Raw genomic sequence first — 14,907 nt, forward strand, 5'->3', positions numbered from 1 at the left:
CAGGGTTAATGACTGACGCCATCCACTGGCACGGCTCTACTCGGAGTCGCCGTTCATACCCAGCTCTTTCAGCTTGCGGGTCAGCGTGTTGCGGCCCCAGCCCAGCAACTCGGCGGCATCGCGCTTGCGCCCTGCGGTGTGCTTGAGGGCAATCTCGATCAGCGCGCGCTCGAACTGGGGTACCGCCTCGCTGAGGATCTCGCGGCGGCCATTGGCCAGTGCCTGGTCAGCCCAGAGGCGCAGGGCCTTCTGCCAGTCCTGCGGCGCCTGGGTACCGGCAGTCTGCTGGTGCAGCTCCTGCGGCAGGTCCTCGATATGTACCTCGCGGCCGGAGGCCATCACCGTAATCCAGCGGCAGGTATTCTCCAGCTGGCGCACGTTGCCGGGCCAGTCCAGGCCGGTCAGGTATTCCTCGGTCTCCTTGAGCAGGATTTTCGGCTCCACCCCCAGGTCCTTGGCGGCACTGTTGAAGAAGTGGTTGACCAGCCGCGGGATATCCTCGCGGCGATCGGACAGGCGCGGGATATGGATGCGGATGACGTTGAGGCGGTGGAAGAGGTCCTCGCGGAATTTATGTTCTTCTACCAGTCGTTCCAGGTCCTGGTGGGTGGCGGCGATGATGCGCACATCCACTTTCACCGGGGTGTGGCCGCCGACGCGATAGAACTCGCCATCGGCCAGCACCCGCAGCAGGCGGGTCTGGGTTTCCGGCGGCATATCGCCGATCTCGTCCAGGAACAGGGTGCCGCCGTTGGCCTGCTCGAAACGGCCGGTGCGCTGGGCGGCGGCACCGGTGAAGGCGCCCTTCTCGTGGCCGAACAACTCCGACTCCATCAGGTCCTTGGGGATGGCGGCCATATTCAGGGCAATAAACGGCTGGCTGCGCCGCGGGCTGTGGTTGTGCAGTGCCTGGGCCACAAGCTCCTTGCCGGTGCCCGATTCACCGTTGATCAGCACGGTGATATTGGAGTGGGAGAGGCGACCGATTGCGCGGAAGACCTCCTGCATCGCCGGCGCCTCACCGATGATTTCCTTGCTGCCGTTGGCGTTTTCCAGGCTGACCTGCTCGCCGCCCTGCTGCTCACTGGCGTGGGCCAGGGCGCGACGGGTCACTGCCACGGCCTCGTCCACGTCGAAGGGCTTGGGCAGGTACTCGAAGGCACCGCCCTGGTAGGCAGCCACGGCGCTGTCCAGGTCGGAGTGGGCCGTCATGATAATGATGGGCAGGGCCGGACGCTCGCTCTGGAATCGCTGCAACAGCTTGAAGCCGTCGGCGCCCGGCATGCGGATATCACTGATAACCACATCGGGCGAATCGCTGTAGAAGTCATCCAGCGCCCGGTCGCCACTTTCGTAACACTTGGTCTCGATACCGGCGCGGGTCAGGGCCCGCTCCAGCACCCAGCGTATCGATCGGTCGTCGTCAATTATCCAAACCCGGTTGCTCATGGTCTTTCCCAGTTTCTATTCGTCTATTCGTTTTCCAGCGGCAGGTAAACCTGGAACACACTCTGTCCCGCCTGGCTGTCGCACTTAATCAGTCCGCGGTGCTGGTTGATGATGTTCTGCGAGATGGACAGCCCCAGTCCCGAGCCCTCTGCGCGCCCGGAGATCATCGGGAAGAAGATCCGCTCGCGGATGTCCTCCGGTATACCGGGCCCGTTGTCCTCGATCTCTATCCGGCACACCAGCGGGCAGTGGTGCTTGCCGATGGTGAACTGGCGCTGGATGCGCGTGCGCAACACAATGCGCCCGGCCCCCAGGCCGATGCTCTCATCGATGGCCTGCATGGCGTTGCGGGCGATATTCAGCAGCGCCTGTATCAGCTGCTCCTTGTCCCCGGGCAGGTCCGGGATCGAGGGGTCATAGTCGCGGCCAATCTTCAGCTCCCCATCGCACTCGGCGTCGATCAGTTGCGCCACCCGCTCGAGCACCTCGTGCACGTTGGTGGGCTGCATATTGGCGGGCTGGTGCGGGCCGAGCAGGCGATCGACCAGGTTTCGCAGGCGGTCCGCCTCGTCGATGATGATCTGGGTGTACTCCGCCAGCTCCGGGTCCGGCAGTTCCCGCTGCAGCAGCTGGGCCGCGCCACGGATCCCGCCCAGCGGGTTCTTGACCTCGTGGGCCATGCCGCGCACCAGGTTGCGGGTGGTCTCCTGGGCGTCGATGAGCGCATCCTCGCGGGCGATGCGCAACAGCCGGTCCATGGTCTGCACTTCCACCAGCAGCAGGCCCAGCTCCGCCACCGGGCTTACCGAGTAATCGACGGTGCAGGTCTCCAGGTTGTGGAGACGCCAGGTGGCGCGGCGCACCGTGTATTTCTGGCTGTTGGCCAGCGCCCCACGCATGGCGCGCTGGGCAGCCTCCGACTCCCGCACCACTTCTTCCAGTGGCAACCCGCTGACACGGGCACTGGAGGCGGCCAGCAGGTCCTCGGCCGCGGAATTCAGGTAGCGGAGTGCCAGGCGCTCATCCAGCACCAGTACGGCGGCGGAAAGGTTGTCCAATAGCTGACGCAACTGGCGGTCATTCAACATGCAAAAGTCCCGGGGTCATTCAGCGGGCGGTCCTGGGGCATGGGCGTTCCGTCGGCTCGCCCGGCCCAGCCAGCACTGATTAAGGCAGTGCAAAAAGCAAACCAAAATGGCGCACGAAAGTGAGTGCGGTGAGTTTCGGGGGCAAACGGCTAATCGCCCCCAACAATTCGCACCATTATGGTGCGCTGATCAAAAAAACGCCAGCCCTGGCGCATCATTTTGGTGTGGGTGGCGCCCGGCGGGACAGCCAGGCGGATGGCGGGGAATACCGGTCAGTTACGGGAGCGCCGGTTCTGGCTGCCGGACTGGGGCACGCCCGGTGCAGTGGGCGCCTGGGGCGCCGGGGTGGCCTGCGGCGACGGATTGTCCGGCAGGGTGCCGCCGGGACGCTTGACGAAGATGGTAATCGGCTGGGAGCGCGCCAGCACCCGCCCGTCGGGGTCGGTGAGTACCGCCTGGATATCGTGGGTACCCCGCTCCAGGGCCGAGATATCCAGGCTGTTGCCACTGGAGCTGCCCAGCCAGGGCTGGCCGTCCACCACCGCGAAGAACTCGTAGCCCCCGGACGGCACCGGGTCGATGGCCACCCGCAGGACAACAGACCGCTGCCCCGGCGGGATAGTGGCGCCGCTTTGGGGGCTGACAATGGAGAAACTGATCGGCCCCAGCGGCTTTTCGCGCTCACGCTGGTCGCCGGGCGACAGTTTGCGGGTGGGCATGGGCCGCGGGCGAACAATGGGCTGGACATTGGTGGGCGCAAGCCGGATACGCTCGGCCTTGCCGTCTTCCGGCGGCACATCGGTGAAGGTGATCTTGCCGTCCGGGCCCACGGTCTTGTAGATGGCATTGCCGCCGCTGGCGCTGTCTTCGCCGGAATCGCCCGCCAGGACCCCGGCGGACACCAGGAAAAGGGCGGCAAGGGCTGCGGCGACAGCGCCGGTGATGATCTGGAATCTGTGCATTGGCACTCCTGCCTCCGGCATGCCCGCGAAACTGCGGGGCTCCATTACGAGAAGGCTAGTTTACCCCCAATAAAAAAGCCCGTACCAGACGGTACGGGCTTTTCTCACACGCGGATTGCGTGGAAGCGCTTATACGGAGTAGTACATGTCGAACTCGACCGGGTGCGTGGTCATGTTCAGGCGCTCTACTTCCTCACGCTTCAGCTCGATGTAGGCATCGATGGCGTCGTCGGAGAATACGCCGCCCTCGGTCAGGAAGGCGCGGTCCGCGTCCAGGGCGTCCAGGGCCATTTCCAGGCTGGAAGCGACGGTCGGGTACTCGGCCACTTCTTCCGCCGGCAGGTCGTACAGGTCCTTGTCGGCCGGGTCGCCGGGGTGGATCTTGTTCTTGATGCCGTCGAGGCCGGCCATCAGCATGGCAGCGAACACCAGGTACGGGTTGGCGGTCGGGTCCGGGAAGCGGGCCTCGATGCGCTTGCCTTTCGGGGAGGCAACATACGGGATGCGGATGGACGCGGAGCGGTTGCGCGCGGAGTAGGCCAGGATCACCGGCGCCTCGAAGCCCGGTACCAGGCGCTTGTAGGAGTTGGTGGACGCGTTGGCGAAGGCGTTAATCGCACGCGCGTGCTTGATGATGCCGCCAACGTAGTACAGGGCGGTCTCGGACAGGCCGGAATAGCCGTCACCGGCGAACTGGTTCACACCGTCCTTGCTGAAGGACATGTGGATGTGCATGCCGGAACCGTTGTCGCCCACCAGAGGCTTGGGCATGAAGGTGGCGGTCTTGCCGTAAGCGTGCGCAACATTGTGCACTGCGTACTTGAGGATCTGCACCTCGTCCGCTTTCTTGGTCAGGGTGTTGGCGCCGACGCCAATCTCACACTGGCCGGCGGTGCCCACTTCGTGGTGGTGCACTTCCACGTGCAGGCCCATCTGCTCCATGGCGGAACACATGGCGGCGCGCACGTCGTGCAGGGAGTCGACCGGCGGTACCGGGAAGTAACCACCTTTCACGCCCGGACGGTGGCCGATATTGCCTTCCGGGTGCTGCATGCTGGAGGACCAGGCCGCTTCCTCGGAGTTGATCTTGTAGAAGGCACCGCCCATCTCGGCACCCCAGGTGATGTCATCGAAGACGAAGAACTCGGGCTCCGGACCGAACAGCGCGGTGTCGCCCAGGCCGGTGGACTTCAGGTATTCCTCGGCGCGCAGGGCGATGGAACGCGGGTCGCGCTCGTAACCCTGGCCGGTGGACGGCTCGACGATGTTACAGCGCACGATCACAGTCGGCTCATCAGTGAACGGGTCCAGGAAAGAGGCCTCGTCATCCGGCATCAGGATCATGTCGGATTCGTTGATGCCCTTCCAGCCGGCGATGGAGGAGCCGTCGAACATCTTGCCCTCTTCGAAAAACTCGCCGTCGACTTCGGAAGTCGGCAGGGAGACGTGCTGCTCCTTACCCTTGGAATCGGTAAAGCGCAGGTCTACCCATCTGGCTTCACTTTCTTTGATCAAACCGAGCGTTTTAGCTGACATTGCTGTCCTCCAGGTCTTGAAAGTTTGTAGGTCGCTGAACGTTAGCCCTTGGTGAGGCTCGACTCTTTAACGACGGCGTACTGTTCGTGGGCAGTACTGAAGCAAGGAGTGTGCCAAATTGGGGCAGCTGGGCCGGGGCCAGGGCTGTCGGGCTCCAGGGCCAGGATTCATTGCCGACTAGAGCAAAGTAGATGCAAACTGGCGCGCCGGCCACTATCCCGCGCACCAAAATGGCACCATACCAAACCATGGCGCACAATTTCAGTGCAGCACACAATTCAACACACCGCCAGCAGCGACCGGGGCGCCCCCAACCGGTGAATTTACAGCCAGACTGTTTATAATTCCGTGCTCATCTTCAACCTGCTGTACCCGGTCAACAATCCATCATGCACTTTGTCGTCAAGTTCTTCCCGGAAATCACCATCAAGAGCAACCCCGTGCGCAAGCGCATGTCGCGGCAGCTCAAAGACAACCTGCGCATCCTGTTGCGCCGGCTCGACGACCGTATCAAGGTGCTGAAGGACTGGGAAAAGATCGAGGTGATCGCACCGGACGCCGTCTCGCACCTGGCCGACCGTATCGAGGAAGTACTGGCCCATACGCCCGGCATCGCCAACTTTGCCCGGGTACGCCAGTACCCGCTGGGTGATTTTCATGACATCTATGAAAAGACCCTGTCGGTCTGGGGCGACAAACTTGAGGGCAAGACCTTCTGCGTACGCGTCAAGCGCAGCGGCAAGCACGACTTCCAGTCCCTGGATGTGGAGCAGTACGTGGGTGGCGGCCTGAACAAGAACACCGGCGCCGCCGGCGTGAAGCTGAAAAACCCCGACATCACTGTGCGCCTGGAGATCCGCCACGACAAACTCAACGTGGTGGAACAGCAGCACGCCGGCCTGGGCGGCTTCCCCATGGGCACCCAGGACCCGGTGCTGTCACTGGTATCCGGCGGCTTCGATTCCACCGTTTCCAGTTACCTGACCATGAAGCGCGGTATCCGCACCCACTTCCTGTTCTTCAACCTGGGGGGGCGCGACCACGAGCTGGGCGTGAAGGAGGTGGCCTACTACCTGTGGAACCGCTACAGCGCCTCCCACCGGGTGAAGTTTATTACCGTGCCCTTCGACGGGGTGGTGGCGGAAATCCTGCAGAACGTGGACGACTCCCATATGGGCGTGATCCTCAAGCGCATGATGCTGCGCGCCGCCACCGCGATCGCCAGCGAACTGGACGTGGACGCGGTAGTCACCGGCGAGGCCATCGCCCAGGTCTCCAGCCAGACCCTCAAGAACCTGAAGGTGATCGACAATGTCACCGACACCCTGGTGCTGCGGCCGCTGATCACCAGCGACAAGGGTGACATCATCCGCACCGCGCGCGAGATCGGTACCGAGGAATTTGCCGCCAACATGCCGGAATACTGTGGTGTCATCTCGGTAAAGCCCACGACCCGGGCCAGGCTGTCGCGGGTCGAGGAAGAGGAGGGTCACTTCGATTTCAGTGTCCTCGACCGCGCCATCAATGAACGCGTTCTGCAGAATATCGACAGGGTGATGGAGGATGTCCACGAGGGCACACCCGAAGTGGAAGTCCTGGAAGCGCCGGGCGATGCGGTGGTCATCGATATCCGCCACCCGGACGAGGAGGAAGTGGATCCGCTGGAGCTGGAGGGCAGCGATGTGGAGACCATTCCCTTCTACCGCCTCAACAGCGCCTTCGCACAGCTGGATCCGCAGAAAAAGTACCTGCTCTACTGCAGCCGCGGCGTGATGAGCCGCCTGCACGCCTCACACCTGCTGGATGCCGGCTACCGCAATGTGGGCGTTTTGCGCCCCCATCTGCCGCACCGCCCGGACTGACACTCCAGCCGCGCGGCGGGCACCACCAGGCCCGTTGCCTTCCCCCGCTCCCCCAGGGAGCGGGATTCACAGGCCAGACTGCCCAAATTGATGATTTTTTGTGCAATTTGCACTCGCAGTTGTCACGCTTGGCCACTATAATCGCCGCCTTTGGCCGGATAGCCGCTGCCCGTCAGCCCCGCCCCGATTGATTCGACGCGACAGTCAGGTGACTGCGCGCTTTACCCTTCAGAGGTTCATAGTGATAAATAACCTGCGCAACATTGCGATCATTGCCCACGTAGACCACGGCAAGACCACCTTGGTGGACAAGCTGCTGCAACAGTCCGGCACCCTGGACCGCCGCGACGAGGGCGCGGAACGCGTAATGGATTCCAACGACCAGGAGCGCGAGCGCGGTATTACCATCCTGGCCAAGAACACTGCCATCAGCTGGCACGACTACCGCATCAACATCGTCGACACCCCCGGGCACGCCGACTTCGGCGGCGAGGTGGAGCGGGTCCTGTCCATGGTGGACAGCGTGCTGCTGCTGGTGGACGCCGTGGACGGCCCCATGCCGCAGACCCGCTTCGTTACCCAGAAAGCCTTCGAGCAGGGCCTGAACCCGATCGTGGTAATCAACAAGATCGACCGCCCCGGCGCGCGCCCGGACTGGGTGATGGACCAGGTGTTCGACCTGTTCGACAGCCTCGGTGCCACCGACGAGCAGCTGGACTTCCCGGTGGTCTACGCCTCCGCCCTGAACGGCATCGCCGGCCTGGACGACACCGACATGGCCGACGACATGACGCCCCTGTTCCAGATGATCGTGGACAAGGTCGAAGCGCCGAAGGTCGACGAGAAAGGCCCGTTCCAGATGCAGGTGTCCGCACTGGACTACAACAGCTATGTGGGCGTGATCGGCGTGGGCCGTATCACCCGCGGCACCCTCAAGCCCAACCAGCAGGTAGTGGTGCTGGACCGCGAGGGCAACCAGCGCAAGGCCAAGGTACTGCAGGTGATGGGCTACCTGGGCCTGGAGCGCGTGGAAGTGGAGCAGGCCAGTGCTGGTGACATCGTCTGCATCACCGGTGTGGGCGAACTGAACATCTCCGATACCCTGTGCAACCCGGAAAACCCCGAGGCCCTGCCGGCCCTGACCGTCGATGAGCCCACCGTGAGCATGACCTTCCAGGTGAACGACTCGCCGTTTGCCGGCCAGGACGGCAAGTTCGTCACCTCGCGCAATATCAAGGAGCGCCTGGAACAGGAACTGATCCACAACGTGGCGCTGCGGGTGGAGCAGGGCGATTCCCCGGAAAAATTCAAGGTGTCCGGCCGAGGCGAACTGCACCTGTCGGTGCTGATCGAGACCATGCGCCGGGAAGGTTTTGAGCTGGGCGTATCCCGCCCGGAAGTGGTACAGAAGGAAGTCGACGGCGAGATCCAGGAGCCTTATGAAGAGGTAGTGGCCGACGTCGAGGAGCAGCACCAGGGTGCGGTGATGGAAGAGCTGGGCCTGCGCAAGGCAGAGCTCAAGAACATGGAGCCCGATGGCAAGGGCCGTGTGCGCCTGACCTTTATCGTGCCGTCCCGCGGCATGATCGGCTTCCGCTCACAGTTCCTGACCATGACCAGCGGCTCCGGCATCATGACCAGCATCTTCGACCACTACGGCCCGGTGAAAATGGGGGACGTGGGCAAGCGCATCAATGGCGTGATGGTCTCCATGGTCAAGGGCAAGACCCTGGCCTACGCCCTGTACACACTGCAGGACCGCGGCCGCCTGTTCCTGGGCCACGGTGAGGATATCTACGAAGGCCAGATAGTGGGTATTCACTCCCGCAACAATGACCTGGTGGTAAACCCCACCAAGGCCAAGCAGCTGACCAACGTGCGCGCCGCCGGCACCGACGAGGCCCTGACCCTGACCCCGCCGATCCGCCACACGCTGGAACAGGCACTGGAGTTTATCGAGGACGATGAGCTGGTGGAGGTGACCCCGAACCACCTGCGCCTGCGCAAGAAGATCCTGCAGGAGAACATGCGCAAGCGGGCCAAGAAGTAAGCACTTCTTTACCGCACTGCGCAGTAATAAAGGCGGGCCATTGGCCCGCCTTTTTCGTTTCTGGCCGCGAGCGAAAAAATTCCTGCGATCACAATGATGAAAAAAACCGGCGCTCCACCTGCTGCCACTCAGCCAGTGCTGCCGGCGTATGCAGGCAAACCGTGATCTGCTTGAATTCATGCGCACGTTGATGGAGCACTTCCAGCGCCTGGTGGGCAGCGATACTGTGTGGAAAACGATTGGTGCCCGCCCCCAGGGCGGGGAACAGCAGCGTGTCGATTTTGCCCTGGCGCGCCAGGTCCAGCACACTGTTGTAGCACCGGCGCAATTCCGCCAGGGCCTCGGCGCCCCACTGGTCGCCACTGCTCCACTGTGGCGTCACCGTATGCAGCAGGTACTTCACCGGCAGATTATAGGCCCGGGTCAGCCGGGCCTCTCCCACACCACACTCAGCCACATCTGCGCACGCATCCCGCAGGGACTCCCCGCCGCGGTCGTGGATCTGCGCCGATAGCCCACGCCCGGCAATCAGGTGCTTGTGGGCCGGACATACGAGCCCGGCGGCACGCAAAGTCAGGATATTTCCACAAGTCAGTCTTAGCATTTCCACGAATACAATTTTCCACGCTCACATTGCAATTAAAACTATAGTCGGGCCTTTGGTGACACATAAAATCACAATATACTCGGCTGCCAATCCAAATATTTCAATTTGTGCCGCGCACAGAGCCAGGGGCCAGTGTCGATCGGCGTGGCAACCATCTCTTTATGACATCCGGGCCATGCCGGAGTCGCGGGCCAGCAGGTTTCCAGTGGCCTGTTATACAGGAACCGCCAATGGGCTCAGTACAACAGGTCACTGACACACACACTCCAGCGGACAGGGCAGTGGAGCTGGACCTGCGCCGTCGGGTGCAGGCGTCCGGTTACATGCTGATCTTTTCGCTGGCCATTACCGCCGCGATGGCGGTCCTGGCACTGACCGATGGCGCCCTGGTGCAATCCCTGACCCTGTTTGGCGTCACCACCCTAATCCTTGCCACCTATATCGGCATCAATCTCGTCGGGCCGAGTGGCAAGACTCCTGTCCTCGTTAGCTGCCTGTTGCTTGTCCTCTATTTCTACCTGCTGCTTTCCGGCGGTGTAAACAATACGGGCCTGATGTGGGCTGTGATGCTGGTGCCGGGTTTTATCAACCTGTTCGGCTACCGCCATGGCACGCTGATCCTGGTCGCCGTGGGAGCGGCCACGGCACTGGTACTCTTCTATCCGGACTTTCCCGGGCTTGCGGCGCAATATGACATTGCCTACCGGGCACGCTTTATTGCCGTATTCGGTGCGCTGACGGCCCTGACCGCGCTACTGGACAGCAGTCGCGACGAGGCACAGAAACTGCTCAACACGCTGACTGTGGAACTGGAAAACCACGCCAGCACCGACGCACTGACGGGCCTGGCGAACCGCCGCGAAGCCTATCGGGTCCTGCGGGAGCTCGACCGTGCCGGGCAGGCGCTGGGCGACTACGCCGTGCTGATTGGCGACCTGGACCATTTCAAGGCGCTCAATGACAGCCGCGGCCACAATTTTGGCGATCGGGTACTCAGGGATGTGGCAAAGGTACTGAAGGGCAATACCCGTGCGGGCGACCTGGTAGCACGGTGGGGCGGAGAGGAATTCCTGGTACTGCTGCCCAATACCAGCGCCAGCGGCGGTGCCGTGCTGGCGGAAAAGCTGCGCCAGAAGGTGGAAGCCCTGGGACACCAGTACTCGCCCCCGGCGCGCCTGTCCATGAGTTTCGGCGTCGCCGGCTCAGCGGATGGGTCAAAGTTCCAGACAGAGTTGCTGGCCCAGGCTGACGCGCGGCTGTATCGTGCCAAGCATGCGGGCCGCAACCGGGTGGTGGTTACCTGACGCCACTGCCGGCCGGCGCCAGGCAAGCACTCAGAAGTGCCAGCGAGCACCAATCTCCACGATCAGGCTTTCCGTCTCGATATCAAATTCTGCCGGCAACAGGCGGGAATCAACCTCTGCTTCATTAGTCTCGCGCCAGCGCAGGCCGCCAAAATAAGTGAGTTCATCGGTGCACAGGTAGTTGATACCGCCCATCACTTGCCACGCGAATACACTGTCATCGTCGTCGACGATACGCACATCGGACGGCTTGTAGTTGACATCCACCCAGGCGTTACCCAGTCCGGCCCCCACGTAGGGTTGCCACTGGCTGCCCGTGTCAAAGTCGTAGTAGGCGTTGAAAAATACATAGTCGGTAGTGATGTCGCCCTGACCACCATCCACGATCTGCCCGACAGTTACCCCGAGGGGATCCAACTGGCCCGTCAGAAGCACGGCCGCATCCACTGCGTCGATATTGACGCCGTCGACACGTACATTCTTGTGAGATTCCACATCGTGTTCGGCCCAGGCGTATTCCACTTCGAAGCGCCATTCACGCATCCGCCAGCCGGCGGCAAGCTGGACTCCCCAGCTGCTGTCTATGTCGGTATCCCAGCGCAGGCGGGTGCCGGCCGGAATCACCGCGCCGGCAGGAATGACCACGCCCTCCCCGGTAACAAAATTACCGGTAAAGCGACCGTCGGTATCGATATCATCCATATCATTCCAGCTCAGTGAGCCACTGATATAGAAATCCTCGGCGTGGGCGGAAACGGAAGCGAGGGCTGCCGCCAGTACTGTCATTGCTAGCTTCTTGCTGACCATAGTTACATCCTGTAATTGCATATTCACCGGAAATCTTTACGTGAATGCACGACCGGCGGACCTCTGTCCAGCGATAGGTGCCGTTTAAAATCCCGCATATTTTCCGGCGATTTTCACGCCGGCATCATACGGGACCAAAACTGATCCACAGCACACGCAGGAAGGAAAAAAACCTCCCGCTACCATCTACGATAGCCCCTTTTTTCTGTCGTCCGTAGTCGCGAGGGAGTCCCGCAAATAAATTGGGCGCCGCAAAAGCGGGAGAAACCCCTCCCTGCCCTCGGCGCCCAATGCCAGCATGGGATTTCGCTATCAGAACTGCCAGCGGGTACCCACCTCCGCCAGGAAGGTATCGGCTTCCAGCTCAAATCCTGCCGGGAACAGGCTGGCGCCCACAGAAAGGTCATCGGTCTGGCGCCAGCGGAGACCACCAAACAGCTCCAGCTGGTCACTCAGCGCCAGGTTCACCCCGCCCATAAACTGGTAGGCAAGCACACTGTCGTCATCATCGATGATGCTGACGCCCGACGGGCTGTAATCAACATCCACCATCGCATTACCGATACCGGCACCGACATACGGTGTGAGTGCCGAGCCCATATCGAAGTCGTAATAAGCGTTCACGAACAGGTAGTCGGCGCTGATCTCACCCTCGCCCGCCGCCACCAGATCGCCCACAGTGACGCCCAGGTTTTCCTGCTGGCCGCTGATCAGCACCGCCGCATCCTCTCCATCCAGCGGGATGCCAGCGGCAGACACACTTCCATGGGAATCAACATCGTTGCTGGCCGTGGAGTATTCGGCCTCGAAGCGCCACTGGTCGACTCCATAACCCACGGCAAATGAAACCGCAGTGCCGCTATCGACACTGGTATCCCAGCTCACGCCGGTACCGGCCGGAAGTGGTGTGCCCGCCGGGATGCTGGTGCCGGCGCCGGTGGTGAAGTCACTGGAAAAGCTGCCAGCGGTGTTTATATCATCGAGATCGTTGTAGCCGATATTGCCACTGACGTAGATGCCCTCCGCCGCTGCTGCGGTGGAAAATGCACAGCTTAACATTGCACTAAAAAGAATATTCTTACGCATTCTGGTTGCTCCCCTTGTCTGGATTCCATGCATTACTTGTTCTCGTTCAGCAAGTGATGCAAGCGTATTTACGGGGGGGCATCGACGGGTAGATTGCCAGCAGTCCGGCAACCGGCAAAAATTGTGAAGGGGGTTACAGGTTCAGCGATTGGTCGCACCAGAGGTAATCCACGGGCATCGACCGCCCGTAAAGCACTGGTTTTAATATCAGGCTGACGTAAATCCACTGAGGCACCAGCCGACGAGGTATGCCAGCAGCGCAGCACTGCCACCCAGCAATAACGTGCGCCCGCCGGCGGCAAGGAGAGAGCCACCGTTCACCACACCCTTGGCAATACCGACAGCGAAGAAAGCCAGGGCCGAAAGCGTTGCGCTCAGGTAAAACCGGGCGGATTCCTCCAGGAATGTAGCCAGGTATGGCATGAGGGGGATCGAGCCCACCGACAGGAATGCGACAAAGGTAACGATCGAGGAGCGCAGCGGCCGGGCCCGGACCGGACTGATACCGTGCTCTTCGGTCAACATGGTCTCTATCCACAGTTTGCGGTCCCGGCAGATGGTGGTGACGATCTCCTCGAGGGTATCGCCGCGGAATCCCTTGGCGGCGAATATCTGCCGGATCTCCTCCCGCTCGCCCTCCGGCACCAGGGCGATATGCCGCTCTTCGGTGCGGCGCATCGCGCCCTCGTGATCCAGCTGGGCCTGTATCGCCTCGTAATTGCTTACCATCATGCTGAAGCCATCAGCCAGCAGGTTGGCGAATCCCATGATAATCACCACGATTGAAGGAAATCCGGCGCCGTATGCACCGGATACGATGGCAAACGTGGTGACACATCCGTCAATGGCACCCAGCACAAAGTCCCCGAGTGTCGGCGGGCGCGATGGCTCGCGGAGGCGGCGGGCGATATTTTCCGGCCGGTGCTGGCGCTGCAAGGCTTCCCGGCCCGGCTGCTCCATATCGATAACCTTTCCAATGACCCGGAGGGGTCTGTGTCTCGCCTATGTATCGCAGTTTAGCTGCCGGACCGGTCGCCGTCGGTCAGCCCTCAGGCAGCCAGGCTAACCGGTGTCGTATCCCGGCTGCTGAGGAAGTCCGGACGGGGCTGCAGGCCTCCAAATGGCGCCCGGGGACGGTTATGGACGCTGTTATATACACACATCATTACCTGGCGCGGGTCATTGGAGATGTTGTCCGGGGAACCGTGCAGCAGGTTGCACTCATGGATTACCAGCGTGCCGGGCTTGCCGGTAATGGCGTGAATCTCGCGATCGCCGAGGACTTCCCGCATGGTCTGCGGCTGGGGTACTCCGAGCTTCTGCTGGCGCAATGACGTCTTGTAATTGTCGGCCGCGGTACGGCCTCGACAGGAAATATACAGATGATGAGAGCCGGGAATCACATACAGCGGCCCGTTATGCTCGTGGTTTTCAGTGAGCATGATCCATGCAGTAAGCGCGCGCATCCGTGGCATGCCGTCCTCCACATGCCAGGTCTCGAAATCGGAATGCCAGGCAAAAGATTTGCCGGTGTATGCGGGTTTGTTGTTGACCCGCGACTGCATCTGGTAAACATCGGAGCCGAGCAACTGCTGCACCATGGGAAGCAGCTTCGGGTGCCGGAAAAAACCGTCGACAATCCGGCTGAAGCGGCAGGGATTGAAGATAGTGCGCAGCTCCGTACCCTGCGGTTCGCGTACCAGCTCCTCGCGCCCCTCGAGGGAATGTCGCAGGCGTTGAACTTCCGCCTGCAGCGGCTCAACCATTTCCGGCATAAATTCCGGGAATACCAGGTAGCCGTTTTTTTCGTAATGCTCCAGCTGGGATTGCCGGAGCGAGTCATCCGGGCGGGATAATCCATGCTGGTAGATGACCGGGTCTTGTCGGGGGATGATTTGTTCCCTGCCGCCCATACGCGACGGGTACAGATCATCAGTCATAGGCTGTGTTCCTCCTCTGGTAAATCAACGTTGTTCATACAAACCGCTGAAATTGGACAGCAGCAGCGTATTGCCGGCGCCGTGCCGCGGTACGGTTTGGTTTTGAATGGGTCCGGTCACAGGGACGGACGCGGAGTGGTGTCGGGAAACCTCTGGGCGGGTCCACTGCACCGATATTGGCTAGCCCTGTGTTGCGCAGGGCAAAAAAGGTGCCTG

Annotated in this window: 12 protein-coding genes; 3 read left to right on the plus strand and 9 right to left on the minus strand. The window is 61.6% G+C overall.

The genetic code is table 11. From position 1 onward, the window contains the following. Positions 1–36: 36 nt before the first annotated feature. From glnG to glnA, 4 genes are all read right to left on the minus strand, one after another. Positions 37–1,449, minus strand: a complete 1,413-nt coding sequence (gene glnG / locus LVD11_RS07235) for a nitrogen regulation protein NR(I) (RefSeq protein WP_237057484.1) — start codon at positions 1,447–1,449, stop codon at positions 37–39. 23 nt (positions 1,450–1,472) lie between these two features. Further along, positions 1,473–2,537, minus strand: a complete 1,065-nt coding sequence (gene glnL / locus LVD11_RS07240; RefSeq protein WP_237057485.1) for a nitrogen regulation protein NR(II) — start codon at positions 2,535–2,537, stop codon at positions 1,473–1,475. A gap of 272 nt (positions 2,538–2,809) precedes the next feature. Next, positions 2,810–3,499, minus strand: a complete 690-nt coding sequence (locus tag LVD11_RS07245; protein WP_237057486.1) for a DUF4124 domain-containing protein — start codon at positions 3,497–3,499, stop codon at positions 2,810–2,812. 129 nt (positions 3,500–3,628) lie between these two features. Next, entirely contained in the window at positions 3,629–5,035 is a 1,407-nt protein-coding gene (gene glnA / locus LVD11_RS07250) for a glutamate--ammonia ligase (protein WP_237057487.1), read from the minus strand. Between the two features lie 389 nt (positions 5,036–5,424). Between glnA and thiI the strand changes: the two genes are divergently transcribed. Both thiI and typA read left to right on the plus strand, forming a co-directional pair. Then, complete coding sequence (gene thiI / locus LVD11_RS07255) at positions 5,425–6,897, plus strand: tRNA uracil 4-sulfurtransferase ThiI (protein WP_237057488.1); 1,473 nt, start codon at positions 5,425–5,427, stop codon at positions 6,895–6,897. A gap of 241 nt (positions 6,898–7,138) precedes the next feature. Then, positions 7,139–8,947, plus strand: coding sequence for a translational GTPase TypA (typA, locus tag LVD11_RS07260; protein ID WP_237057489.1), 1,809 nt, complete (start codon positions 7,139–7,141; stop codon positions 8,945–8,947). A gap of 88 nt (positions 8,948–9,035) precedes the next feature. On the opposite strand, the gene LVD11_RS07265 is transcribed toward typA, so the two are convergent. Next, entirely contained in the window at positions 9,036–9,551 is a 516-nt protein-coding gene (locus tag LVD11_RS07265) for a macro domain-containing protein (RefSeq protein ID WP_237057539.1), read from the minus strand. Positions 9,552–9,784: 233 nt separating this feature from the next. Between LVD11_RS07265 and LVD11_RS07270 the strand changes: the two genes are divergently transcribed. Beyond that, the gene (locus tag LVD11_RS07270; protein ID WP_237057490.1) at positions 9,785–10,858 is read left to right on the plus strand and encodes a GGDEF domain-containing protein; all 1,074 of its coding nucleotides are present in this window, start codon (positions 9,785–9,787) and stop codon (positions 10,856–10,858) included. Positions 10,859–10,888: 30 nt separating this feature from the next. On the opposite strand, the gene LVD11_RS07275 is transcribed toward LVD11_RS07270, so the two are convergent. From LVD11_RS07275 to LVD11_RS07290, 4 genes are all read right to left on the minus strand, one after another. Then, entirely contained in the window at positions 10,889–11,665 is a 777-nt protein-coding gene (locus LVD11_RS07275) for an outer membrane protein (protein ID WP_237057491.1), read from the minus strand. A 312-nt stretch (positions 11,666–11,977) separates the two neighbouring features. Continuing rightward, positions 11,978–12,751, minus strand: a complete 774-nt coding sequence (locus tag LVD11_RS07280; protein WP_237057492.1) for an outer membrane beta-barrel protein — start codon at positions 12,749–12,751, stop codon at positions 11,978–11,980. Positions 12,752–12,958: 207 nt separating this feature from the next. Further along, positions 12,959–13,711 carry a VIT1/CCC1 transporter family protein gene (locus LVD11_RS07285; protein ID WP_237057493.1) on the minus strand — a complete coding sequence of 251 codons (753 nt, stop codon included), beginning with the start codon at positions 13,709–13,711 and terminating at the stop codon, positions 12,959–12,961. 89 nt (positions 13,712–13,800) lie between these two features. Beyond that, positions 13,801–14,691 carry a phytanoyl-CoA dioxygenase family protein gene (locus tag LVD11_RS07290; RefSeq protein WP_237057494.1) on the minus strand — a complete coding sequence of 297 codons (891 nt, stop codon included), beginning with the start codon at positions 14,689–14,691 and terminating at the stop codon, positions 13,801–13,803. Positions 14,692–14,907: the final 216 nt, after the last annotated feature.

Source organism: Microbulbifer sediminum, assembly GCF_021729035.1.
In the GTDB taxonomy this organism is placed as follows: domain Bacteria; phylum Pseudomonadota; class Gammaproteobacteria; order Pseudomonadales; family Cellvibrionaceae; genus Microbulbifer; species Microbulbifer sediminum.

Coding starts and splice junctions, on each gene's coding strand:
- glnA (WP_237057487.1), bottom strand. CDS start 5,035: ATGTCAGCTAAAACGCTCGGTTTGATCAAAGAAAGTGAAGCCAGATGG.
- glnG (WP_237057484.1), bottom strand. CDS start 1,449: ATGAGCAACCGGGTTTGGATAATTGACGACGACCGATCGATACGCTGG.
- thiI (WP_237057488.1), top strand. CDS start 5,425: ATGCACTTTGTCGTCAAGTTCTTCCCGGAAATCACCATCAAGAGCAAC.
- LVD11_RS07275 (WP_237057491.1), bottom strand. CDS start 11,665: ATGGTCAGCAAGAAGCTAGCAATGACAGTACTGGCGGCAGCCCTCGCT.
- LVD11_RS07265 (WP_237057539.1), bottom strand. CDS start 9,551: ATGCTAAGACTGACTTGTGGAAATATCCTGACTTTGCGTGCCGCCGGG.
- LVD11_RS07245 (WP_237057486.1), bottom strand. CDS start 3,499: ATGCACAGATTCCAGATCATCACCGGCGCTGTCGCCGCAGCCCTTGCC.
- LVD11_RS07290 (WP_237057494.1), bottom strand. CDS start 14,691: ATGACTGATGATCTGTACCCGTCGCGTATGGGCGGCAGGGAACAAATC.
- LVD11_RS07270 (WP_237057490.1), top strand. CDS start 9,785: ATGGGCTCAGTACAACAGGTCACTGACACACACACTCCAGCGGACAGG.
- LVD11_RS07285 (WP_237057493.1), bottom strand. CDS start 13,711: ATGGAGCAGCCGGGCCGGGAAGCCTTGCAGCGCCAGCACCGGCCGGAA.
- glnL (WP_237057485.1), bottom strand. CDS start 2,537: ATGTTGAATGACCGCCAGTTGCGTCAGCTATTGGACAACCTTTCCGCC.
- LVD11_RS07280 (WP_237057492.1), bottom strand. CDS start 12,751: ATGCGTAAGAATATTCTTTTTAGTGCAATGTTAAGCTGTGCATTTTCC.